This window comes from Pseudomonas sp. RIT288 (genome assembly GCF_000631985.1).
In the GTDB taxonomy this organism is placed as follows: Bacteria; Pseudomonadota; Gammaproteobacteria; order Pseudomonadales; family Pseudomonadaceae; genus Aquipseudomonas.
Genome location: NZ_JFYN01000034.1, coordinates 607,705 through 632,117, shown reverse-complemented (window position 1 = coordinate 632,117; position 24,413 = coordinate 607,705). Strand labels below are relative to the sequence as shown.

The 24,413-nt window shown below is 61.0% G+C and carries 17 protein-coding genes; 11 read left to right on the top strand and 6 right to left on the bottom strand.

From position 1 onward, the window contains the following. A partial coding sequence (locus BW33_RS21570) for a retention module-containing protein (protein ID WP_047601074.1) occupies positions 1-2,446 on the bottom strand: 2,446 nt, incomplete at its 3' end. A gap of 357 nt (positions 2,447-2,803) precedes the next feature. Between BW33_RS21570 and BW33_RS21565 the strand changes: the two genes are divergently transcribed. The 11 genes from BW33_RS21565 (at position 2,804) to BW33_RS21515 (ending at position 17,332) form a co-directional block, all read left to right on the top strand. Next, entirely contained in the window at positions 2,804-4,156 is a 1,353-nt protein-coding gene (locus BW33_RS21565; protein WP_007961502.1) for a TolC family outer membrane protein, read from the top strand. A 42-nt stretch (positions 4,157-4,198) separates the two neighbouring features. Next, complete coding sequence (locus tag BW33_RS21560; protein ID WP_027611114.1) at positions 4,199-6,355, top strand: type I secretion system permease/ATPase; 2,157 nt, start codon at positions 4,199-4,201, stop codon at positions 6,353-6,355. Then, on the top strand, positions 6,345-7,712 hold the full coding sequence (locus BW33_RS21555) for an HlyD family type I secretion periplasmic adaptor subunit (protein ID WP_047601073.1): 1,368 nt from the start codon (positions 6,345-6,347) through the stop codon (positions 7,710-7,712). Before BW33_RS21560 ends, BW33_RS21555 begins: the two co-directional genes overlap by 11 nt. 373 nt (positions 7,713-8,085) lie before the next feature. After that, the gene (locus BW33_RS21550; RefSeq protein ID WP_047601071.1) at positions 8,086-8,982 is read left to right on the top strand and encodes a TauD/TfdA dioxygenase family protein; all 897 of its coding nucleotides are present in this window, start codon (positions 8,086-8,088) and stop codon (positions 8,980-8,982) included. A gap of 18 nt (positions 8,983-9,000) precedes the next feature. Next, positions 9,001-10,026, top strand: a complete 1,026-nt coding sequence (locus BW33_RS21545; protein WP_047601070.1) for an ABC transporter substrate-binding protein — start codon at positions 9,001-9,003, stop codon at positions 10,024-10,026. A gap of 5 nt (positions 10,027-10,031) precedes the next feature. Beyond that, positions 10,032-10,892, top strand: a complete 861-nt coding sequence (locus tag BW33_RS21540) for an ABC transporter ATP-binding protein (protein WP_047601068.1) — start codon at positions 10,032-10,034, stop codon at positions 10,890-10,892. A 20-nt stretch (positions 10,893-10,912) separates the two neighbouring features. Then, positions 10,913-11,779, top strand: a complete 867-nt coding sequence (locus tag BW33_RS21535; protein ID WP_003220459.1) for an ABC transporter permease — start codon at positions 10,913-10,915, stop codon at positions 11,777-11,779. Between the two features lie 202 nt (positions 11,780-11,981). After that, a complete protein-coding gene (locus BW33_RS21530; protein WP_047601066.1) occupies positions 11,982-12,899 on the top strand; it encodes a LysR family transcriptional regulator in 918 nt (305 codons plus the stop codon). A 220-nt stretch (positions 12,900-13,119) separates the two neighbouring features. Continuing rightward, a complete protein-coding gene (locus BW33_RS21525; RefSeq protein WP_047601064.1) occupies positions 13,120-14,658 on the top strand; it encodes an MFS transporter in 1,539 nt (512 codons plus the stop codon). A 26-nt stretch (positions 14,659-14,684) separates the two neighbouring features. Next, positions 14,685-15,755 (top strand): HlyD family secretion protein, encoded by a 1,071-nt coding sequence (locus BW33_RS21520; RefSeq protein ID WP_047601062.1) that lies wholly within the window; start codon positions 14,685-14,687, stop codon positions 15,753-15,755. Further along, positions 15,752-17,332, top strand: coding sequence for an efflux transporter outer membrane subunit (locus BW33_RS21515; RefSeq protein WP_236645230.1), 1,581 nt, complete (start codon positions 15,752-15,754; stop codon positions 17,330-17,332). The genes BW33_RS21520 and BW33_RS21515 overlap by 4 nt, the downstream gene beginning before the upstream one ends. 44 nt (positions 17,333-17,376) lie before the next feature. Here BW33_RS21515 and BW33_RS21510 read toward each other — a convergent pair whose 3' ends face one another. From BW33_RS21510 to BW33_RS21490, 5 genes are read right to left on the bottom strand one after another with little or no spacing between them, the layout of a single operon-like run. After that, entirely contained in the window at positions 17,377-19,563 is a 2,187-nt protein-coding gene (locus BW33_RS21510) for a lipase family protein (protein ID WP_047601061.1), read from the bottom strand. 12 nt (positions 19,564-19,575) lie between these two features. Further along, positions 19,576-20,388, bottom strand: coding sequence for a hypothetical protein (locus BW33_RS21505; protein ID WP_442965410.1), 813 nt, complete (start codon positions 20,386-20,388; stop codon positions 19,576-19,578). A gap of 12 nt (positions 20,389-20,400) precedes the next feature. Beyond that, on the bottom strand, positions 20,401-21,135 hold the full coding sequence (locus BW33_RS21500) for a hypothetical protein (RefSeq protein WP_052032738.1): 735 nt from the start codon (positions 21,133-21,135) through the stop codon (positions 20,401-20,403). 35 nt (positions 21,136-21,170) lie between these two features. Further along, positions 21,171-22,028: a DUF4123 domain-containing protein gene (locus BW33_RS21495; protein WP_047601060.1), complete on the bottom strand. Its 858-nt coding sequence runs from the start codon at positions 22,026-22,028 to the stop codon at positions 21,171-21,173. Next, positions 22,025-24,091 (bottom strand): type VI secretion system Vgr family protein, encoded by a 2,067-nt coding sequence (locus BW33_RS21490; protein WP_047601059.1) that lies wholly within the window; start codon positions 24,089-24,091, stop codon positions 22,025-22,027. Before BW33_RS21490 ends, BW33_RS21495 begins: the two co-directional genes overlap by 4 nt. Between the last annotated feature and the right edge of the window lie 322 nt (positions 24,092-24,413).

The following is a 24,413-nucleotide window of genomic DNA, read 5'->3' as shown; positions in this document are numbered from 1 at the left end:
TGGACTGACCGTTGGCCAAGGTCACGACAACCGGCGAGCCAGTCACAGGCGCACCAACGGTCGCGGTGTAAGTGACGGTGCCACCCTCGGCGACCGAGGTGTCAGCGGACAGTTTGACCGTCGAAGTGTCGATGGTATCGGTCACTTCGGTGACCGCAGGGACAGTGCTTGGCACCAGATTTTCGAAGTTGCCGCCGGTTGCACCGTTGATGGTGACTTCGACTTTGCCGGCATCTTTGTAGACGTCATCGGCAGGTGCTGGAACCGTTACGGTACCGGTAGTCTTACCCGCGTCGATGGTGATCACCGAGCCGTTCGACAGGGTCACGGTGACCGGCGAACCGGCAGCGTTGGTCAACGTCGCGGTGTAAACGATCGAACCGCCCTCAGCCACGGTACCGGTTGCGCTCAGCGACAGGTTGGTGGTGTCGACAGTGTCGGTGACGTTGGTCGAAACCGGGGTTTTGTCGGCGACGAGGTTCTCGTAGTTACCGCCACTGACATTGGTGATCGAGTTGGTCAGCGGCGGGTTACCGGTCAACGCATCGTTCGGTGCGGTGGTGGTCACGGTGCCGGTGGTTTTGCCGACTTCGATGGTGATGGACTGGCCGTTGGCCAGGGTCACGACAACTGGCGAACCGGTCACTGGTGCGCCAACCGTCGCGGTGTAGGTGACGGTGCCGCCTTCGGCGACCGAAGTATCGGCGGTCAGTTTGACGGTCGAGGTATCGATGGTGTCAGTGACTTCGGTAACAGCCGGAACGGTGCTTGGCACCAGGTTCTCGAAATTGCCGCCGGTGGTGCCGGTGATGCTGACTTCGACTTTACCAGCGTCTTTATAGACGTCATCGGCAGGCGCTGGAACGGTCACGGTGCCGGTGGTTTTGCCGGCGTCGATGGTGATGACGGAGCCGTTGCTCAACGTCACGGTCACCGGGGTACCGGCCGGGTTGGTCAGGGTCGCGGTGTAAACGATCGAACCGCCTTCGGCCACAGTGCCGGTGGCACTCAGCGACAGGTTGGTGGTGTCGATGGAGTCGGTGACGGTGGTGGTCGCTGGCGTGGTGTTCGGCACCAGATTCTCGAAGTTGCCGCCGGTCGCGCCGGTAATCGTGGTGCTGACGGTGCCGCCGTTGTTGTAGACGTCATTCGGCGCGGTCGGCACGTTGACCGTGCCAGTGGTCTGGCCGGCTTCGATGGTGATGGTCGAGCCGTTGGACAGGGTGACGGTGACCGGCGTCTGTGCCGGATTGGTCAGGGTCGCGGTGTAGGTGATCTGGCCACCTTCGACCACGCTGCCGGTGGCGGTCAGGGTCAGGCCAGTGGTGTCGCGCGAATCGACGATGTTCGTCACGGCTGGCGTCGTGTTAGGCACCAGGTTCTCGAAGTTGCCGCCGGTGGCACCGGTGATGGTGGTGCTGACGGTGCTGCCGTTGTTGTAGACGTCATTCGGCGCGGTCGGCACGTTGACGGTGCCGGTGGTCTGGCCGGCTTCGATGGTGATGGTCGAACCGTTGGACAGGGTGACGGTCACCGGCGTCTGCGCCGGGTTGGTCAGGGTCGCGGTGTAGGTGATCTGACCGCCTTCGGTGACGCTGTTGCCCGCCGTCAGGGTGACGGTAGTGGTGTCGATGGTGTCGGTGACCTGAGTCGTGGCCGGGGTGGTCGGCGTGGTCACGGTGATGCCGTTGCCGCCGGTGGTGCCGGTGACGGTCACGTCGATCTGGGTCGGGTCGTTATAAACGGTGTCGTTCGGTGCCAGCGGCACGTTGACGGTGCCGGTGGTGGAGCCGGCCGGAATCACGATCACCGAGCCGTTGGACAGGGTGATGGTCAGGTCGGTCAGCGGCGCCTGGGTCAGGGTCGCGGTGTACACCAGCACGCCACCGGCTTCGGTAATGGTCGGCGTGGCGCTGAGGCTCAGGGTCGACTCACGCAGAGCGTTGGTGGTGGTGTCGGTCGTCTGGCCACCGGTGATGTTCTGCGCCGCTTGCGCGCCGGCGTTGATGCCCGCGGTCGGGAAGCCGATGGTCGGATCGACGCGGCCAGCGGTGGCGTCGAGCATCACGAAACTGTGGCCGCCGCCCGCCGCGCCGCCAGTTCCTGCGGCGGTAGCGCCGGCAGCGGTGGCTTCAAGGGCGGTGGTCGGGTCGGCACCGGCGGCGATGGCCTGCTGCAGCTCTGCTACAGAAGGCGCGGCCTGCGCGGTGGCTTCGGCCAGGTCAGTGCTGGAGTCGGGCGCGTTGGCGCTCCACTGGGTTTCACGGCCCAGGTCCAGGGTGCGGCCATCCGCCAGTTCCAGCGACACGGCGCCGGAGAGGCCGGTATCGATCTGGTCGCCGACGAACAGGCGATCGCCTTCAACGAGCACGCGGCGTACACCCTCGGGGGAGACCACGAATACCTGACCGACAATGCTTTTGACGATGGCAACAACACTGCTCATTGAAGACTCTCCGGGTGTCACGTTCAGTTGACTTCCATAGCCTGATGGCTTCGGCGCCGATTCAGTCTGGACGTACTTTTAAAATTTGCGAATCAAGTTTGACGCTGTTTTTCGTCAATATTTTGGCTAGATTCTTTCGCTATTAACTTTATGCCAAACTATTGACCTTCTGGGTGCCATCCTAAACAATCGCCCCACTAATGTCACATTGATATTTCCGCGGCGACCTGTCCCTCAGCGTGTGATCCAGTTCCTATTTTGAACTTTCCGACATACGGTCATTCCGGTTGCCAATCATCCGACGCAGCAGCACGTTTTGCTGTGATTCAAGACAAGAAGTCCTGGGAAATCTTTACCATGCGTTTGCACCTGTTCAAGGCTCTACCGTTCGCCCTCGCCGCCTCGTTTGTACAAGCACAATCCTTACCAGAAGCCATGCAGCAGGCACTGGATGTCCATCCGGAAATCCAGGCAGGGGTCAACAGCCGTTTGGCCGCGGATTATCAGTTAAAGGCTGCCAAAGGGGGATACCTGCCCAAGGTCGATCTGCTGGGCGGTTATGGTCGTGAGGGCACCGACAGCGTGACCACCCGCGCCAACGGTGGCGGCAACCACTGGGAAACTTTGAACCGCAGCGAGTCAAGTTTACGTCTCTCGCAAATGGTTTTTGACGGTTTTGCGACGTCGAGTGAAGTCGGGCGTCAACAAGCCACCGTCAACTCCCGCGCCTACTCGCTGCTCGGCACTTCCGAGCGCACCGCGCTGACCGTCGCCCAGGTGTACCTGGATGTATTGACCCGCCGCGAATTCGTGCGTCTGGCCGAAGAAAACCTCAAGAGCCACCAGCGCATCTACGACCAGATCCAGTTGCGCACCCAGCGCGGCGTCGGCAGTGGTGCCGACCTCGATCAGGCTGAAGCGCGGATGGCTCAGGCCCGCAACAATCTGATCACCGAACAGACCAACCTCGCCGACTCCGAAACCAACTTCCTCAGCGCCGTCGGCCAGATGCCAGATCAGCTGGAGCGTCCGGCACCGTTCATGGCGATGATGCCGGCCAACCTCAATGAAGCTCGTACGCAGATGCTGGAAAACAGCCCGATCCTGCGCTCGGCCGAGTCCGATATTGCCGCTGCCGAGAAACAGTACGAAACCGCCAAGTCGACCTTCTACCCACGTTTTGACGCCGAGCTGGGTCGCACCGCCGACAACGATCTCGACGGTCAGAACGGTCATAACAATGAGTGGCAGGCGATGCTGCGCATGCGCTTCAACCTGTACTCCGGTGGCAGCAACAAGGCTGACCTTGAATCCAAGTCGTACCTGTCGAACCAGGCGCTGGACATCCGCAACAACGCCCTGCGTCAGTTGAACGAAGAACTGGGTCTGGCCTGGAACGCCCTGAACAACGCCAATGCGCAAGTGCCGATCGCTCAGCAATACGTTGATCACAGCACCGCCGTGCGCACCGCCTACCAGCGTCAGTTCAGCCTCGGCGAGCGGACCCTGCTCGATTTGCTCGACAGCGAAAACGAGTTGTTCACCGCTTCGCGCCGTTTGGCCGAGATCAAGAACATTCAGTTATTTACTCAGTATCGAATCAAGGCGACCATGGGCGAGTTGCTCAAGAGCCAGGGAGTGGTCGCACCATTGGCATCCGTCGTGCAGAACGATGTGAAGCCGAAGGTTCAACTGCCCGGTATGAATTGAGCAGAACCTTCATTGTTCAATTGTTAGCCAAGAGTGCCGAGCGTGGAATCAGAAGTCAGTCGAGTTCAACTCATTCATGATCCGCGCGCGATGCACGACGATCCGTTACTGGATGGTCTGCTTGCTCTGTGCATGTTGCACCAGAAGCCGGCCAGTGCCGCGATGCTCACCACTGGCCTGCCGTTGCCCAAGCAACGCCTGAGTGTCGAGTTGCTGCCCCGCGCAGCGGCTCGCGCCGGGCTGCAGGGCCGGGTGCTGCAACGCAAACTGGAAGAGATTCCGGCGATTGCCATGCCGGCGCTGTTGCTGCTCAAGGATGGCCGCAGCGCTGTTCTGCTCGGCTGGCAAGGTGACAACGAAGCACGGGTGCTGCTCAGCGAAAGCGATGGCGGCGAATCGGTGGTCAGCCGCGAACTGCTGGCCGACGATTACACCGGCAAAGTGTTCTTCGCCCAGCCGCAGCACAAATTCGACGTCAACCACGGCACGCTGATCCCGCGCGCTCGCTCGTGGTTCCGCGACACCCTCAAGCGTTCGCGCTGGCTGTATGCCGATGCGATCGCCGCGAGTTTCCTGATCAACATCATCGCCATGGCCGCGCCGCTGTTCGTGATGAACGTCTACGACCGCGTGGTGCCGAACCAGGCCGAAGCGACCCTGTGGGTGCTGGCGCTGGGCATCACCGGTGCCTACATTTTCGACCTGATCCTCAAGAGCCTGCGCAGCCTGTGCCTGGATCTGGCCGGCAAGAAAACCGATCTGATCATCTCCGCGACGCTGTTCGAGCGTATCGTCGGCATGGCCATGAAGTACCGCCCGGCGCGGGTCGGCAGCTTCGCGCAGAACATCCATGAGTTTCAGAGCCTGCGCGACTTCCTCGCCTCGCTGACCCTGACCAGCCTGATCGACCTGCCGTTCACCATTCTGATCTTCATCGTCATCGCGATTCTTGGCGGGCATCTGGTGTGGATTCCGGTGCTGGCGTTCCCGATTGCGCTGTTGATCGGCTACGCGCTGCAGAAGCCGCTGGTCGCGACCATGGAACGCACCATGGCCCTCGGCGCCGAACGTCAGTCGAGCCTGATCGAAACCCTCGCCGGCCTCGATGCAGTCAAGGTCAACAACGCCGAAAGCGAACGCCAATACCAGTGGGAACAGACCATCGGCACCCTCAGTCGCCTCGAACTGCGGGTGAAAATGCTCTCCGGTCTGGCGATGAACATTACCTTGCTGATCCAGCAACTGGCCGGGGTGATCATGATCGTCTTCGGCGTGTACCAGATTATCGCCGGCAACCTGAGCATGGGCGGTCTGATTGCCTGCTACATGCTCAGCGGCCGTGCGCTCAGCCCGCTGGCGTCGCTGTCCGGTCTGTTGACCCGCTACCAGCAGGCGCGGGTGACCATGACTTCGGTTGACCAGATGATGGAGCTGCCGCAGGAACGCAATTTCGAAGAGCGTCCGCTGAGTCGCAAGGTGTTGCAGGGCGCGATCGAGTGCCGTCAGCTGAACTTCACCTACCCGGAGCAACAGAACCCGGCACTCAAGAACATCAACCTGGTGATTCGTCCCGGCGAGAAGATCGGCATCATCGGGCGCAGCGGTTCCGGTAAAAGCTCACTGGCGAAACTGCTGGTCGGCCTGTACCAACCGGATGACGGCGCGCTGCTGGTGGATGGCGTCGACATCCGTCAGATCGACGTCAGCGAGTTGCGCTACAACATCGGCTACGTGCCGCAGGACATCCAACTGCTGGCCGGTACCCTGCGCGACAATCTGGTCTCCGGCGCGCGCTATGTGGAAGACGAGTTGGTGCTGCAAGCCGCTGAACTGGCCGGCGTGCACGAATTCGCCCGCCTGCACCCGCAAGGCTATGAACTGCAAGTCGGTGAGCGCGGGCAGAACCTGTCCGGCGGCCAACGGCAGAACGTTGCACTGGCGCGGGCGCTGCTGCTCAATCCGCCGATCCTGCTGCTCGACGAACCGACCAGCGCCATGGACAACACTGGCGAAGAACGCCTCAAGCAACGCTTGGCCGCTGTCGTTGAAAACAAGACCGTGGTGCTGGTGACGCACCGGGCCTCGCTGCTGTCGCTGGTCGACCGGCTGCTGGTGGTCGACCGTGGACAGATTCTCGCCGATGGCCCAAAAGCCGCCGTGATGGAAGCGTTGAAGAAGGGGCAGATCAGTGTTGCTTAAGTCGGGTGTCAAAGAGTCGATCCGTCGCTACTTCAAGGGTTCTGCCTCGCTGCAGGGCCAGCCGCTGCCGGAGGTCAACAAGGCGCTGATCGAAGACGCCCCGCGCGTCGTGCGTCTGACCATCTGGGCAATCATCGGCTTCTTCCTGTTCCTGATGCTGTGGGCCAACTTCGCCGTGATCGACGAAGTGACCAAGGGCGACGGCAAGGCTATTCCGTCGTCGAAGATCCAGAAAATCCAGAACCTTGAGGGCGGGATTGTCTCGGAAATGTTCGTCAAGGAAGGTCAGATCGTCGAGGCCGGCGCACCGCTGATTCGCCTGGACGACACGCGATTTGCTTCCAACGTCGGTGAAACCGAGGCTGATCGGCTGTCGATGTTGCTGCGCGTCGAACGCCTGAGCGCCGAGGTCGATGACCGTCCGCTGAACTTCCCGGAAGACGTGCTCAAAGCCGTGCCGGGTCAGGCGAAAAGCGAGGAATCGTTGTACATCAGTCGTCGTCAGCAACTGCACGACGAGATCGGTGGTTTGCAGGAACAGTTGATCCAGCGTCAGCAAGAGCTGCGCGAGTTCAGCTCCAAACAGGCGCAATACCGCCAGCAACTGGGCCTGCAACGTCAGGAAATCAACATGTCCGAGCCGCTGGTGGCGCAGGGCGCGGTGTCGCCGGTGGAGGTGCTGCGACTCAAGCGTGCCGAAGTCGAAACCCGTGGTCAGCTCGACGCCACCACGTTGGCGATCCCGCGCGCCGAATCGGCAATCAAGGAAGTACAACGCAAGATCGACGAGACTCGCGGCAAATTCCGCAGCGAAGCGCTGACTCAGCTCAATGAAGCCCGCACCGACCTGAACAAGGCCCAGGCTACCGGCAAAGCGCTGGAAGACCGAGTCAGCAGGACACTGGTCACCTCGCCGGTACGCGGCATCGTCAACAAGTTGCTGGTCAACACCATTGGCGGCGTGATCCAGCCGGGCAGCGATATGGTGGAAATCGTGCCGCTGGATGACACCTTGCTGGTCGAAGCCAAGATCCGTCCGCAGGACATTGCGTTCCTGCATCCGGGGCAGGAAGCGATCGTCAAATTCACCGCGTACGACTACACCATTTATGGCGGGCTGAAAGCCAAACTGGAGCAGATCGGTGCCGACACCATCACCGACGAAGACAAGAAAACCACCTACTACATCATCAAGGTGCGCACCGAGCGCAGCCACCTGGGCACTGATGAGAAGCCGTTGCTGATCATCCCGGGGATGGTTGCGTCGGTGGATATCATCACTGGCAAGAAGTCGGTGTTGAGTTATCTGCTCAAGCCGATCATCCGGGCGCGGGCCGAGGCACTGCACGAGCGTTAGATTTGCAGCGCGGCTGATGGCCTATTCGCGAGCAGGCTCGCTCCCACATTGGATCTTTGTTAAACACTCATTTTGTGTTCACCAACGAACCCCTGTGGGAGCGAGCCTGCTCGCGAAGGCGTCAGCGGGAATAACACACTCCTGTCAGTAAGTGACACAAATCGTCACTCACCAACCAGTCCATTCCTCAACATCCGCCATATCGTTATTCATTAACGGTATTTAATTTCCGGTTCTTATAGCTATAAAGTCATCCCTCTGCGTACCTGCCGACCAATCGGCGCGCCGCACGACCTGAACCAACACGCAATCCAGCGTGAGTTTCTGATCGACGTGCGCGCCTGTGAGCGCGCCGTGCGTGGGAGATTGAAAGATGTCCGCAGCTACTGCCACCCCAAGCGCCGCGACTGCCGCGCCGCAAAGCTTTGAAATCCGTCCGTTCAGCGGTGCCGTCGGTGCCGAAATCATCGGCCTGGACCTGACCCGACCGGTCAACGACCAGGACTTCGCGCGCATTCATCGTGCGCATCTGGATCACCATGTCGTGGTGTTCCGCGACCAGCGCATCACTCCGCAACAGCAGATCGATTTCAGCCGCCGCTTCGGCGTGTTGCAGATTCACGTGCTCAAGCAGTTCCTGCTGGTCAATCACCCGGAAATCCTCATCGTTTCCAACATCGTCGAGAACGGCCAGAACATTGGCCTCGGCGATGCCGGCAAGTTCTGGCACTCCGATCTTTCCTATAAAGAGCTGCCGAGCCTTGGCTCGATGCTGCATGCCCAGGAGTTGCCGTCCGAGGGCGGCGACACGCTGTTCGCCGACATGCACAAAGCCTGGGACGACCTGCCCGAAGCGTTGCGCAAAGCCGTGGAAGGCCGCTCGGCCGCGCATTCCTACACCGCGCGATACAGCGAAACCAAATTCGAGGGCAATTGGCGTCCGACCCTGACTCCGGAGCAACTGGCGCAGGTCGCCGAAGTGGTGCACCCGATCGTCCGTACCCACCCGGAAAACGGCCGCAAGGCGTTGTTCGTCAGCGAAGGCTTCACCACCCGCATCGTCGGTCTGCCGGAGGAAGAGAGCAAACAACTGCTCGCCGAGCTCTACGCCCACAGCGTGCTGCCGCAAAACATCTACCGCCATCAGTGGCAGCCTCACGACATGGTGTTCTGGGACAACCGCTCGCTGATCCACCTTGCCGCCGGCTGCCCCGCGCACCTGCGCCGCAAGCTGTATCGCACGACCATTCAGGGCGACGCGCCTTTCTGATTTGCCGGAGATTCGATCATGTCCAAACGTCTTCCATTTGCACCGCTGGCCGCGGCCATCGGCTTGGGTTTCAGCCTGATTGCCGGCAGCCTGGTGGCGCCGACCGTGGCCCACGCCGAAGGTGAAATCCGCATCGCCGAACAGTTCGGGATTGTCTATTTATTGCTCAACGTGGTGCGCGATCAGGGCCTGATCGAGAAGTACGGCAAGCAGCAAGGCCTCGACATCAAGGTCGACTGGACGCAGCTCTCGGGCGGCGCGGCGGTCAACGATGCGCTGCTGTCCGGTTCCATCGACATTGCAGGCGCCGGGGTCGGCCCGCTGCTGACCATCTGGGATCGCACCCACGGCAAACAGAACGTCAAAGCTGTGGCCTCGCTCGGCAACTTCCCGTACTACCTGGTCAGCAACAATCCCAAGGTCAAAACCATTGCCGATTTCACCGAGAAGGACCGCATTGCGGTGCCGGCGGTGGGCGTGTCGGTGCAGTCGCGCTTCCTGCAATACGCGGCGGCCAAGCAGTGGGGTGACAAGGAATTCAATCGCCTCGACAAGTACACCATCGCCGTTCCGCACCCGGATGCGACCGCGGCGTTGATCGCCGGCGGCACCGAGTTGACAGGGCACTTCTCCAACCCACCGTTCCAGGATCAGGCGCTGCAGAACCCGAACGTGCACGTGGTGCTCAACTCCTACGACATCCTCGGCCCGAACTCGCCGACGGTGTTGTTCGCCACCGAGAAATTCCGCAATGAGAACCCGAAAACCTACAAAGCCTTCGTGGAAGCGCTGACCGAAGCCGCGCAATTTGCCCAGAACGATAAGGGTGCGGCGGCGGACACCTACATCCGCGTGACCAAGGCCAAAATTGACCGCGCCGAGCTGCTGAAAATCATCGATAACCCGCAGTTCGAATTCAGCGTCACGCCGAAAAATACCTATCCACTGGCCGAATTCCTATACCGCGTCGGTGCGATCAAGAACAAACCCGAGTCGTGGAAGGACTACTTCTTCCAGGACGCCAAGCCACTGCAAGGGAGCTGATCGAGATGAATGCCCCCTTGCAAGGCCACGCGGCCAGCAACCCGATCGCCAGTACGCAAGCGCTGCTGGCGGTGGATAACGTCAGCCTCGAATACCGCACCCCGCAACGGGTGGTGCGGGCCACGCATCAGGTCAGTTTCGAAATCGATCCGGCGGATCGCTTTGTGCTGCTCGGCCCGTCCGGCTGCGGCAAGTCGACTTTGCTTAAAGCAGCCGCCGGGTTCATTGCACCGAGTGAAGGCGAGATTCGCCTGCAAGGTCAGCGGGTTGATGGACCCGGTCCGGACCGGATCGTGGTGTTCCAGGAATTCGATCAACTGCCGCCGTGGAAAACCGTGAAACAGAACGTGATGTTTCCGCTGCTGGCCTCGCGAACCCTGAACAAAAAAGACGCCGAAGAACGCGCGCTGCACTATCTGGAAAAGGTCGGTCTGGCAGCGTTCGCCGACGCCTATCCACACACCTTGTCCGGCGGCATGAAGGCGCGGGTGGCGATTGCCCGCGCGCTGGCGATGCAGCCGAAAATCCTTCTGATGGATGAGCCGTTCGCCGCGCTGGACGCACTGACCCGGCGCAAGATGCAGGAAGAGTTGCTGCTGCTCTGGGAGGAGGTGCGCTTCACCTTGCTGTTCGTCACCCACTCGATCGAAGAGGCGCTGGTGGTCGGCAACCGCATCCTGCTGCTGTCGCCACATCCGGGGCGCGTGCGCGCCGAAGTGCACAGCCATCAATACGATCTGCAAAGCCTCGGCGGCGTGGCGTTTCAGGAGTCGGCGCGGCGCATTCACCGTTTGCTGTTCGATGAAGGCCAGTCGCCGGAAACCGAGCGTGACCATGACTTCAACGACATTCGTATCGCTTATTGAGCGTTCTGGAGGATTGCCCGATGAGCCAACCATCGTCTGTACGACAAGAGTTTGAAACCGTCCTTGAACCATTGACCAGCGTGCCGCTCGAGCGCGAATTGCCTCTAGGCCAACGCCTTTGGCAACAGGGCTGGCTGCGTAAGAGTGTGATCCTGATTTTGCTGGCGATCCTTTGGGAGGTGATCGCCCGGGTGCAGAACAACGACCTGCTGCTGCCAAGTTTTCTGCAGACCAGTCATGCGCTGTACGACGGCCTGCTCAGTGGTGAGTTGCTGGGCAAGGTATGGATATCGCTGGTGGTGCTGATCAAGGGTTACCTGATCGGCATCGTGCTGGCATTTGCCCTGACCACGCTGGCGGTGTCGACCCAGTTTGGTCGCGATCTGCTGAGCACCCTGACCTCGATGTTCAACCCGCTGCCGGCGATTGCCTTGCTGCCGCTGGCACTACTTTGGTTTGGACTGGGGCAGAACAGCCTGATTTTCGTGTTGGTGCATTCGGTGCTCTGGGCGCTGGCTTTGAATACCTACGCCGGTTTTCTCGGTGTCTCGGAAACCCTGCGCATGGCCGGGCGTAATTACGGGCTGAAGGGCATGCGTTTTGTGCTGTTCATCCTCATTCCGGCAGCGCTGCCGTCGATCCTCGCGGGGCTGAAAATCGGCTGGGCCTTTGCCTGGCGCACGCTGATCGCCGCCGAGCTGGTGTTCGGCGCCACCAGCGGCAAGGGCGGGTTGGGCTGGTACATCTTTCAGAACCGCAATGAGCTGTACACCGACAAGGTGTTTGCCGGGTTGGCGGTGGTGATCCTGATCGGGTTGCTGGTGGAGAACCTGGTGTTCGATACGTTGGAGCGGGTCACCGTAAAGCGCTGGGGCATGCAGCGGTAATTTGTGCTGTTCCCACTGGCGCCATTGCGAGCAGGCTCACTCCTGCAAGGGATCTGCGTCGAACACAAAATTTGCGATCACTGAAGATCAAATGTAGGAGTGAGCCTGCTCGCGATAGCGTCCCTAATTGGCGCCGCTAAACTTGAAAAATGTTTGCTAGCATTGCGCCTGAATCAATTCAGATCAGCCAAGAGTGCTCAGCATGCAACTCCCGGACATGAATCTTCTGGTCGCCCTCGATGCCTTGCTCGACGAGGGCAGTGTGGTCGGCGCCGCGCGGCGGATGAACCTCAGCCCCGCCGCCATGAGTCGCACCCTGACGCGTATTCGCGAGGCGATCGGCGATCCGATCCTGGTGCGCGCCGGTCGCGGCCTGGTGCCAACTCCCAAGGCGCTGGAGTTGCGTGAGCAAGTGCGCGAGGTGGTCGAGCAGGCCGCGCTGCTGTTTCGCTCCGCCGACAGCGTGGAGCTGGGCACTTTGCGCCGGCGCTTCAGCATCCGGGCCAACGACTTTTTCGTCGGTGTGTACGGCGGCAAATTGTTCGATACCCTCGATCAGCAAGCGCCGCACTGCGAATTGCGTTTCGTCCCCGAGGGCGATGGCGACGACGAAGCGCTGCGTGAGGGACGGATTGATCTGAGTGTCAGCAACACCCGTCCGGTGACCCCGGAAGTGAAGATACAAAACCTGTTTTCCACCCATTTCGTCGGTCTGGTGCGTGAGGATCATCCGTTACTCGACGGCGAAATCACCGCCGAGCGCTATGCCGGGTTCTCGCATATCAGCATGTCCCGTCGTGGCATTGCTCGCGGGCCTATCGACACCGCGCTGAACGCCCTGGGCCTGGAGCGGCGGGTGGCGGTGATCGCCCCGAGTTTTCACGCGGCGATGTTTGCCTTGCCCGATTCCGACCTGATCCTGCCGGTGCCCAAGGAAGCGTTGCTCAGCGTGCGCCGACTGGGCCTGAAGCTGCGCTCGTTCAATCTGCCAATCCCGTTGCCGACGCTGATGCTGACCCAGGCCTGGCACCCGCGCTTCGACAAAGACCCGGCGCACCGCTGGCTGCGCGAAACGCTCAAGGCGTGTTGTGACGAGACGTGGCTGGCCGCGCAACCCTGATTCCGCAAACCACACAACCCCCCTGTAGGAGTGAGCCTGCTCGCGATAGCGGTGTATCAGTCGCCAAAAATGTCGACTGAAATGCCGCTATCGCGAGCAGGCTCACTCCTACAGGAAATAGTTGTGTCTGACGCACTTATAACCTGCCAATAAGTCAATTTTCGTCAGCAGTAAGCCTTACTAAAATGCTCCGGTATTTTTCCTTCCGGAGTGTGTATCCATGACATCCCTGACGGTCCCGGCGCCCATCGCTGCGGCCAGTCCGGCGACGGCGGCCGCGCCACCGGTGTTCGGGGCGCGGATCATCACCGGCCTGGTTGGCGTGCTGCTGGCGGTGCTGGTCTCGGGCCTCAACGAGATGGTGACCAAAGTCGCGCTGGCCGATATTCGGGGCGCGCTGAACATCGGTTACGACGAAGGCACCTGGCTGGTGTCCTGTTACGCCGCGACTTCGGTGGCGGCGATGGCTTTCGCGCCGTGGTGCTCGGTGACCTTTTCGCTGCGCCGTTTCACCCTCTGCGCGATCAGCCTGTTCACGCTGCTCGGCGTGCTGTGCCCGTTCGCCCCCAACTACGAAAGCCTGTTGCTGATGCGCACCCTGCAAGGGCTGGCGGGCGGCGCGTTGCCACCGATGCTGATGACCGTCGCCCTGCGGTTTCTACCGGCCAATTTCAAACTCTACGGCCTGGCCGGTTACGCCCTGACCGCGACTTTCGGCCCCGGCCTCGGTACGCCGCTGGCCGGGCTGTGGAGCGAGTACGTTGGCTGGCAATGGACGTTCTGGCAAATCATCGTGCCGTGCCTGATCGCCATGGCGATGGTCGCTTGGGGCATTCCGCAGGATCCGCTGCGCCTGGAGCGCCTCAAGACGTTCAACTGGAAAGGCCTGCTGCTGGGTTTTCCGGCGATCTGCATGCTGGTGATCGGCTTGCTTCAGGGCAATCGGCTGGACTGGTTCGAGTCGAGCCTGATCTGCGGTTTGCTCGTCGCCGGTTCGCTGTTGCTGGTGGCGTTTCTGATCAATGAATGGTCGCAGCCGATTCCGTTTTTCAAGTTGCAGATGCTCGGTATCCGCAACCTGTCGTTCGCACTGATGACCCTCGCCGGGGTGCTGGTGGTATTGCAGGCGGTGGTGCTGATTCCGTCGAGCTATCTGGCGCAGGTCCAGGGTTATCGCCCGGTGCAGACCGCGCCAATCATGCTGATCGCCGCGTTGCCGCAGTTGATCGCGCTGCCGCTGGTGGCGGCGCTGTGCAACCTGCGCTGGGTCGATTGTCGCTGGGTGCTCGGCATCGGTTTGAGCATGTTGACGCTGTCTTGCCTGGGCGGCTCGCTGCTGACCTCGGAGTGGATCCGCGACAATTTCTACGTCCTGCAATGGCTGCAGATTTTTGGTCAGCCGATGTCGGTGTTGCCGCTGTTGATGTTGTCGACCGGCAGCATCCAGCCGCAGGACGGGCCGTTCGCCTCCGCGTGGTTCAACACGGTGAAAGGCCTGGCGGCGGTGATCGCCACCGGAGTCATTGAGGCGCTGACCACCGCGCGCCTGCATTTCCACTCGACCATGTTGATCGACAACCTCGGCAATTCACCGTTGGTCGATCGCAGCGATCCGGGGCTCGCCCATCGCCTGCATGAACAGGCCGTGGTGCTGACTTCCTCTGATCTCTATGTGTGCATGGCCGGCGTCGCGGTGGCGCTGATTCTGCTGATTTTCTGGCTGCCGACGCGGATCTTTCCACCGCGCGCGCCGACCTGATGGCTGTACTGAAACAGAAGGTTTTTATGACGACTCAAGCAAAGCAAAAACTCGCGGTGGCCGTGGCGGCCGCACTGGCGGTCGGCGTGTTGCTGTACCTGGCGGTGCCGGGACTGTTCGGCAAGCGTACCCAGCAAAATACCAACGACGCGTTCGTTTCCGCCGACTTCACCTTGGTGGTGCCGCGCGTGGCCGGGTTCATCAAGGAAGTGCTGGTGGAAGACAACCAGCGGGTCAAGGCCGGGCAACTGCTGGCGTTGATCGATGATCGTGATTTGCGCGCCGCCGCTGAAGCGGCCGATGCGCAAACCCTGGTCGCCCGTGCTCAGCTGCAAAATGCCAAGGCCACGCTGGAGCGGCAGACGTCGGTGATTGCTCAGGCACAGGCCTCGGTGGTCTCGGCCAAGGCAGAAATGGCCTTCGCTCAGCAGGAACTCAATCGCTACAACCACCTCGCCGGCGTTGGTGCCGGCACGGTGCAGAATGCGCAGCAGGCGCGCACGCGCATTGATCAGGCGAGCGCTCGGCTCGACACCGCCAGCGCGAAACTGGCGGCAGAGCGCAAGCAGGTAGAGATTCTCACGGCGCAGCGCGATGCAGCCGAAGGCAATCTGAAGCATGCGCAAGCGGCGCTGGAAATCGCCAGTTTCGAGCTGTCCTATACGCGCATCACCGCGCCGCAGGACGGCATGGTCGGCGAGCGTGCGGTGCGCGTCGGCGCCTATGTGACGCCGGGCAGCAAGCTGCTGGCGGTGGTGCCGTTGCAGCAGGCGTATGTGGTTGCCAACTTCCAGGAAACCCAGCTCACCGACGTGCAGCCGGGGCAGCAAGTGCAGGTGCATGTCGACAGTCTCGGGGGTGAGGCCTTGAGCGGTCGCGTCGAAAGCATCGCGCCGGCCACTGGGGTGACATTCGCCGCGGTGAAACCGGATAACGCCACGGGCAACTTCACCAAGGTGGTACAACGGATTCCGGTGAAGATCGTGCTTGAGCCGGGTCAGCCGTTGGCCGAGCGTTTGCGTGTGGGCATGTCGGTGGAGGCCAGTATCGACACTCGCCGTTCGGCGCCGGCGGAGCGCGAGGTGACTCAGCGATGATTCTGCGTAAAAACCTGTGTCGAGGGAGCTTGCTCGCGCGGGGGGGCGAAGCGACCCCGAAAATCGCGAGTGCTACGCACTCGAGCGGGAGCAAGCTCCCTCGCCACAAAAGTCTGTATCAGTCACTTGTTGTGGTGAGCTTGTTTGGCCTTAGCGCCTGTACCGTTGGCCCGGACTTCCACAAGCCTGAAGCTACACAGATCAGCGACTGGGCCAAACCCGCCAAGTCCGCTCCCAGCCAAGCCGTCAGCGAACCGCTGAACGAACGCTGGTGGGAGGTTTTCCACGACCCGCAACTCTCAGCCCTGACTCAGCGCGCGATGAACAGTAACCTCGATCTGCAACTGGCCAGCAGCCGTTTGCAACAAAGCCGTGCCGCGCGCCAGGTGATCACCGCGGATCGCTACCCGAACACTGCCGCTACCGGGAGCTACGCGCGTAAACGCAACAGTGGTGAAGGCCTGAATGACCCGTCCGGGCACAACGGCGATTCCGCTTTCAACCTGTGGGACGCCGGTTTCTCCGCCTCCTGGGAACTGGATTTCTGGGGCCGTGTACGCCGCGAAACCGAAGCCGCCGATGCCAACCTCGAAGTCGCCGAAAACGATCGTCGTGGCGTGCTGCTCGCGGTCCTCGCCGACACCGCACAGAACTACATCCAACTGCGCGGCGTGCAGAACACCCGCGCGGTCACCGAGCAGAACCTCGACGTCGCCCGGCACAGCCTCAAGCTGTCGCAACTGCGTCTGAACGACGGTGTAGCGACCGATCTGGACGTCGCCGAAGCCGCCGCGCAGGTTTCCGCCATCGAATCGCGCCTGCCGGCCCTTGAGCAGCGCCAGTCACAACTGATCAATGCGATCAGCCTGCTGATGGGCGAACCACCGCAAGCACTGGCCAAGGAGTTATCCACAGACGGTGCGGTGCCGCAGTCACCGTTGCAAGTCGCCATCGGCCTGCCATCGCAGTTGGCCGAACGCCGTCCGGACATCCGACAGGCCGAAGCGCGCCTGCACGCTGCCACCGCCAACATCGGCGTGGCCAAGGGTGATTTCTATCCGCGCATCACCCTGTCCGGCAACCTCGGATCGCAAGCGATGCAACTGAGCGATTTCGGTTCCTGGGGCTCGCGAGCTTTCGGTATCGGCCCGCAATTCAGCCTGCCGCTGTTCGACGGCGGACGCCTGCGCGGCATGCTGCAACTGCGCGAAGCCCAGCAACAGGAAGCGGCCATCGCCTACCAGCAGACCGTGCTGCGCGCCTGGCACGAAATCGACGACCAGCTGACCGCCTACAACGCCAGCCAACGCCGCCGCGACAGCCTCGCCGAAGCCGTACGCCAGAACCAGATCGCCCTGCGCACCGCGCAACAGCAATACGTCGAAGGCGTGGTTGATTTCGTCAACGTCCTCACCGTGCAAGGCGCATTGCTGGCAACTCAGGAGCAGTGGGTGGAAAGTTCGACCGGCGTTTCGCTGGCGATGGTCGGGTTGTACCGGGCGTTGGGCGGGGGCTGGGAGTCGGTGTATCCGTCGGGGGAGATGGCGAAGGGGACCCAATCGATACATTCGATTTGATCGGAGGTGCCGGGGACTCCAGCGTTTCGCCCCCTCCGATTGCACTAGATGATCGAATCGATATCAAGCGTATGCGGCGCACCGATCGTATGCCCGTAAAGTGAGGTCAGCCGTGCATCGTTGCTGGCGTTGTCCGGAGCCTGCGCGAGTTGTTCTTGCTTGAGGTTTTCCGGGTGCGCACGCCAGCGTTGCATGCACTCGGCGAGCAGCGCCGGCTGTTCGGCGAGCAGGCCATAGACGTCCGTTGCGCTGACCCGTTTATGCCGCAAGGCGCTCAGGCGCGCATGGCTGGTCTCGATGCGGCTGACTTCATGGCTGATCGCCTCGATCGTGCGCTCCTGGGTGCGCACGTAGGCCGCTGGCCGGGCCAGCAGGTCCTGGCGAGCGGCGCGCAATTGCCGGGTAATGCGCACCAGCGCTTGCTCCACCCATTCAAACTCGCTGTCAGTGACCCGCGTGCGATTCGCCTCATGGGCCTGTTGCCAGCGGCGCAAGGCGGCCCAGCACGCCGGGACATAGCCGCCGACCATCGAGTGATGCCCGGCATTGAAGATCTGCCGTAACAATCCCGGACGATCCGGCAGGCCGTTTTTCTGTTGCAGCGCGAGGGTGCACGCGGCGTGCTGGGTGATGGTGTCGCTGCCCGGCTCCCACAGGATCGAAGAGGTCTGCTGGCGCCCGAACTCCACCGGCATGGCGTGATGCAGGGTGCCATGGTGGTCGTAGGCTTCCCCCGTCCAGTTTGTAATCCCCGCGACGAACACCGACAGCCCGACCGGCACGTTGGTAAACATCAACGCCGCGCCAGTCCCGTAGACCCCAACTTTGGTATTCATCCAGCTACCCGGCACGCTGGGCACCGGGTCGTTGTGGTTGACCATGCGGTAATGCACCTGCGGGGCGGCGGCTTGGGTGAAGACGGTATCGCCGGCGCGGGGGGCGCCGTAGGTGTAGAGCTGGATGTTGTACGTGAAATTCGATCTGCGGCGCAGCATTTCCGCGAGCAGCAGGGTGATTGCACCGCCGAGGCTGTGGCCGCAGATGAGTAGTTTTTGGCCGGCGTAGAATCTGTCGAGATATTTAATTGCGAAATCGTATGCAGTCTGTGCTGCCGTGTAAAAACCTCGGTGTACCTGGCCCACGCCCTCAACGAATGGGACTTGCTGTGCATCGGCATCGCGCAATCCATCGGGGATGATCTCAAAAGTGCCCCGCACTGCAATCAAAATCAGTCCGTCATTGTGAGTTATGAACGCCTGAGTGTCAGTGGCCTTTTTACCGAGGTGCCTGTCGTCGAGAAAGTGAACCTTCTCGGGATGCTCCTGATCCTCCCCAAGGGCTGGATCATTGACCTCATACAGCGTCGGATCGAACGGCACGATTTCCAGCCTTCTCGAATACGCCACGTCTTCATACAAAGGGTAATAGGCATTCTTTTGCGCGGCATCGACGCGCCACAGCTCATCAGACTTGGCCAAGGCATCGGCGAACCAGTTGCCGACACTGGGTTGTTCGGGGAAGGTCACCTTGGGTTCCTTGATCGGAGCGGTGGCGGGTTTCTGGCCAAAAGGGCAGTAACTCAGGGTGGCCATCAATGCCAGTTGATAGAGGTTGAGTGCGCAGAACTCCGGCGCGGTCGACAGCATCGGGCGCAAGGCCCGCAACGCACGGACTTCCAGCACCGTGTGCTTGCGCGAGGCCAGAGCGACGCCGACCTGTGCATGCTTGCCCATGATCGCTGACAGGCCACTGTTGGCGGGGTAGTGGCGATAGACCTCGGGTGGTAGATGAGCGACATGCCGGACCAGATGGCGCACCTCCACCTGTATGTATTCGTCGCCGTCCGGAACGGGTTGTTCGCGGTTACGGGTGGCGTCCGGATTGCGGTAACGGGTTTGTTCGGCGCGAACCTGGAGTTCGGTGATTTTCAGTGGGTAGTGGGGACGTTCCATTACGCGCAGATAGACTTTTTCCTGACCCTCGTAAGCCTGTTCGAAGCGCAACGCAATCGGACCCGCGCAATAGTTTTCGACCTTTCCAATACCGTTGATATCGAGGTATCCATTGAATAGTTGTCCCTCTGAATCGACCGCAACATAGGCCAATCCCTCATAAGCCGCCCCCGAGCCAAACTCATCGACCAGTTGAAAACTGCTCCAGTTACCTTGTGCGGGGCAGCTCAGCAGGCGGTTGTTGAGCGGTGATTGCAGGTCCTTTTCAAGTGACGTCATGTGGAACACTCCTTATTCCGTGCAGCCGGGATAGATGGTGCAGATGCGGCCATCGACCATCTGGAAGGTGCTGAAATCGGTATGGTTGCCGAAGCAGAAGGCGTACTGGTCTTCGAAGTTGTCGCCCATGCAGCGCTTCCAGCCGTTAGGTACTTTGACCCAGGTCTTGCCGATGGCAGGCCTTTCTTCCTCCGCTAAATCGATCTTCATCCGCACGGTTTTTCCCGGCAGTTGGTCGAGGATATAAGCGGCAAAAGGGCGACCTCGCGCGAGTGCGCCAAGCTCATCGGTTTTTTTGCAGTCGAGGAGTTTTACGATGCGGCGGTACGGTCCCATCGTGCGGAACAGCCACTGGCACTGGCCGTAAAAACGGCTTTCACCGGTTTCGTCGAATGTGCCTTTGTACTTTTCTTCAAGTTCTCCGCGTATGGCCACGGCGGCATAGTCTGAAGCGAAATCCCCTCGATCTTTGCCATATGCAAAGTAGAGTTCCAGGTCGATTTTGCGGATCACCAACGGGCAGCCGCGCACGGTTCTGCGAATAGCTATTTCTGATACGGCCACGTAGTTCTCACGCCACTGCAGGTTGTACCCCTCGGCGGTATTGCGGCCGTCCGGAACAGTGCAGGTTTCACCTGCATCGGGTTCGTATTTGGCGATAGCTTGATAAACAAACCCCGGCGGCAAATCAGCCGTGAAGGTGAAGCTGTTGGACGGACTGCTCTTGCAGCCAGCCATAAGAGCGAAGCAACCACCCAGCATCGCCATGCATCGCAAGTGAGGCCCGGTGAGGTAGCTGTGCAACCCCTTTTCAAATGACGTCATGTGGAACACTCCTTATTCCGTGCAGCCGGGATAGATGGTGCAGATGCGGCCATCGACCATCTGGAAGGTGCTGAAATCGGTATGGTTGCCGAAGCAGAAGGCGTACTGGTCTTCGAAGTTGTCGCCCATGCAGCGCTTCCAGCCGTTAGGTACTTTGACCCAGGTCTTGCCGATGGCAGGCCTTTCTTCCTCCGCTAAATCGATCTTCATCCGCACGGTTTTTCCCGGCAGTTGGTCGAGGATATAAGCGGCAAAAGGGCGACCTCGCGCGAGTGCGCCAAGCTCATCGGTTTTTTTGCAGTCGAGGAGTTTTACGATGCGGCGGTACGGTCCCATCGTGCGGAACAGCCACTGGCACTGGCCGTAAAAACGGCTTTCACCGCTTTCGTCGAATGTGCCTTTGTACTTTTCTTCAAGTTCTCCGCGTATGGCCACGGCGGCATAGTCTGAAGCGAAATCCCCTCGATCTTTGCCATATGCAAAGTAGAGTTCCAGGTCGATTTTGCGGATCACCAACGGGCAGCCGCGCACGGTTCTGCGAATAGCTATTTCTGATACGGCCACGTAGTTCTCACGCCACTGCAGGTTGTACCCCTCGGCGGTATTGCGGCCGTCCGGAACAGTGCAGGTTTCACCTGCATCGGGTTCGTATTTGGCGATAGCTTGATAAACAAACCCCGGTGGCAAATCAGCCGTGAAGGTGAAACTGTCAGGCGGACTCGCCACACAACCCGGCAACATCCCCATGCAGCCCACCCACCCGGCATGTCGAAAAAATCGTTTCACTGCGTTGCCTCTTCAGCCATCGTTTTTACCCAGTGGCTCACCCGTTCGAAGTGGTCCAGCGGCGTTTCCCCCGGGCGCACTTGCCACTGCGCATCAAAGCCGTTGGCCGGCGCTCGCAAGCTGTGAATCAGCAGAAACTCCAGCTGCTGCGGGGTCTGCCACCCCCACTCATCCGCCTGCGCCAAGCGTTCGCGCAGCCAGGTTTGCGGTGGCTGTGTACGGGCGAGGTCGGCGTAGGCCTGTTCGTGTCCGGCCAGCAGATAGCGATGAGCGTTAAGCTGGCGAATCTCGCGGGTTTGCTCCGCAGGCACGGGTGTATGCAGCCACGGTGGAGACTCTGGCAGTGGATAGTGGCCAGGCGCCGGGTTGTCGCAGCTTTCCCATTGCGTGCCCTGCCAGTAACACACGCTGAGGGCGGGGCCGAGGTAGGCCGCAATGTCTTCGGTTGGCAGATACGCCAGTGTCCGGGTCAGCACGCGGTTGTCGTGAAAGCGGTACAGCGCCTGATGCGGGCGTGCGCCGATGATCAGCCGTTGCTGCCAGTGTTCGACCCACGCGGACAGGGAGGTTTGCGGCAGGCTGAACAGCCATCCCCAGTTGCTTTCCGGACTGGCGAGCAACGGCGCGATGCGCTTGTCGTCGTACCGCTCCAGGGCGAAGACAAACGGCCCGTTGTCCGCCAGTTCGGCGGCGGGTGTGTCTTTGTAGAGGATGCGGTAATGCTCGAAGTCGCTGGTTTGCAGCAGCGTCTGCCGGGTTTCCCGTTGTGGCGGCTGTGAGTCCAGTAGCACATACAGGCCGTGCCCTGAGGCGAATTGACCGGTCATCCAGCGGCGCGGAAACGTTTCGCTCATGCGGCGTTCTCCCGTGGCAGGCAGACGCCATCGCGACAGTCTTCGCAAAGCGCGCAGAAAGTCGCTCCCATGGCGTTGTTGTCCGCCAGCAGCGCGAGTTGCGTGGGCGCCAGCACGGGTGGCAATGGCGGCGGCAGCCCCACATCTGTTACGCCATCGGGCATCAATGCCCTCGCTGGCGTAACAGATGTGGGGCTGCCGCCGACCTGAATGGCACTGCTGCTGAAAATGCCACCGTGACCGATCACCAGATGCTCGCCACCGACCGTGAGGCTGATGCTGTTGCCGGCGTTGAGTACCAGATGATCGCCGGCGTTGAGGTGGATCTGCCGACCGGCTTCGATCACCTGCAACCGATCGACACGGCTATGACTGTCTCCGCTGACGTGCAAGTGATCGCTGGCATGCAGCCGGGTTTTGCGGTCGCCGTGCACGGTGCGCTGTTCTTCGGCCTGCAACACGCTGATGCTGTGGCCCTTGATGGTTTCGTGGCGCTGGTTGCCGACGTCCAGGCGGCTGTCGTTTTCCACCTTGTGTTCGAGGTCGCGCTGGGCGCGCAGGTAAATCAGTTCACGACCGGCGCGATCTTCCACATGCAATTCGTTGAAGCCGCCATTGTCCGGTGAACTGCGTGAGCGAAACACGCTGCGGGTCTTGTGTTCCGGCAGTTCATAGGGGGCCGGGTTGGCGCTGTTGATCAGGCAGCCGCTGACCACCGGGTGATCGGGGTCGCCCTCGAGAAAACTGACCAGCACTTCCATGCCGACCCGGGGCAGCGTCACGCTGCCGTGGGCGCTGCCGGCCCAGTTCGAGGCCAACCGCAACCAGCAGCTGCTGTGGTCGTCGTGATTGCCTTCGCGATCCCAGTAGAACTGGACTTTGACCCGACCAAACGCGTCGCAATGGATCTCTTCGTTGACGGGACCGGTAACCACGGCGGTCTGACTGCCGAAGATTCGCGGCTTCACGAATGATTGTGGTGGACGGTAGATCACCTCCCATGGCGTGGCGACAAAATCGTTCCGGTAGCCTTCTACAAAACCATCGTCAGCGGCGCCGGCCACCCCGTCCAGCGTTTCCTCCAGCACGGCGGGCTGTTTGCCGCAGTGGTTCACCTCGGTCAGCAGCCACAACCGATTGTTGTCCTCGCAGGGATGCTCGCTGATCGACAGGAAATGACCCGCCATCAGGCTTGGCTGATCGCTGTGGCCGCGAGCCTGCAAGTAGTCGGCGCGATGACTTTCGAGGGCGCGGTGGGTCAGTTGCTTGCCCCGCGCGCCGTCGGTGAAGAGCCCCGGATAGCGATAATCCTCAAGCGCCGGCCGTGCCGCGTCGCTGTCGGGCCGTTGGGTCGCCTCCAGCAGAAAGCGGGTCTTGCGAAAGTCATGATCGCGGCGCGTGGTCGCCGTGGGGCGGGTTTCTACCCGTACCTGCCATTGTTGGATCGCAGGCGTTTCGGCCACCATGCCGCTGTCCTGGCGATAGGGTGTGGGGCGCTCCAGACGAGGAAAAACCGTCTGATTGTCGCCCAGCACCAGCAGGTGTTTTTCCCGGCTGTGCTGGAAGTGATAGTGAATGCCTTCTTCCTGACACAGGCGCTGGATGAAGTGCAGATCGGATTCCGACTGGACACAGTATTCGCGCGGCGGATAGTCGGCGCCGAGATGAAACTGGTGCAGGTCACGTTGAATGCCGTTGTCCGCGAGAATCCGGGTAATGATCTGTGGCACGTTAATCTGCTGGAAAATTCGCTGGTTGAAACGGTGTTGCAGATACGAAAGGCGTGGAACCAGTGTCAGGCTGTAGCGAGTCAGGCGTTTGCCGCTATCGCCCCGGGCAACGCGATTGACTACGCCGTGGATGCCATGACCTTCGAGGTCGAACGCCAGGAACGCCTGCTGGTGCATGAAGCTTTCAAGGCGCAGGTTCGCTCGTTCGCTGACCAACTCGATCTCGAACGTGTAGGGCTGGCTGATGGATTCGTGGCCGGTGAAGGAGAGGACCTGCAGGTCATGTTTAACGTCGGTGAGCGAAAGGCTGAAGCGGGCACGGGTGGTCGACATCCTTTATTCCTTGTCCTGTGACGGGGCACAGGCTCTCGGACGTCGATGCAACGCTTGCGCGCAGACCTTCCATGGTCTTGCGCGCAACAAACGTCTCGGAGCCGGTTTTGTGCAACGCTAACAAGGCCGCCGAAGAAATGATGTCAGACGCTTCCCAAATTGCAGTTACACGTAAGCGGGGCGTGGAACGCGGTCAGGAGATGTTCGCAGAACCTGCTCCCTGCCGAGCGGGTTGCCGGATGTCGTGAAACCGTACACCGCCATCGACGGCCCTCCCGTGGCTGACCTAAAGTGACGGACAGGTTCGGCTCCATCCGTTCGC